At 55.0% G+C, this 240-nt stretch carries 1 pseudogene; it reads left to right on the forward strand.

Annotated elements, in window-relative coordinates:
* Positions 1–218: pseudogene (gene pyrE, locus ACTHS4_RS12485) on the forward strand (orotate phosphoribosyltransferase); the annotation flags it as partial.
* Positions 219–240 lie beyond the last annotated feature (22 nt).

Here is a 240-nt window from a genome sequence, read left to right on the forward strand (position 1 = left end):
AAGGCGCAACGCCTGCCGCAGTGGCCATTGCGCCCGACCGTATGGAAAAAGGCACGGGCGAATTGTCGGCGGTGCAGGAAGTAGAAAAACAATTCGGCCTGCCGGTGGTTTCGATTGCCAACCTGAACGACTTGTTCACGCTATTGCAAAACAATGCCGAATTTGGCGGCTTCTTCGAGCCGGTCAAAGGCTATCGCGAACGTTACGGCGCGGTTTAAACCATACCATCATGCTCAGGTC

This window comes from Neisseria sp. P0014.S009, assembly GCF_051958155.1.
Classification (GTDB): domain Bacteria; phylum Pseudomonadota; class Gammaproteobacteria; order Burkholderiales; family Neisseriaceae; genus Neisseria; species Neisseria flavescens_C.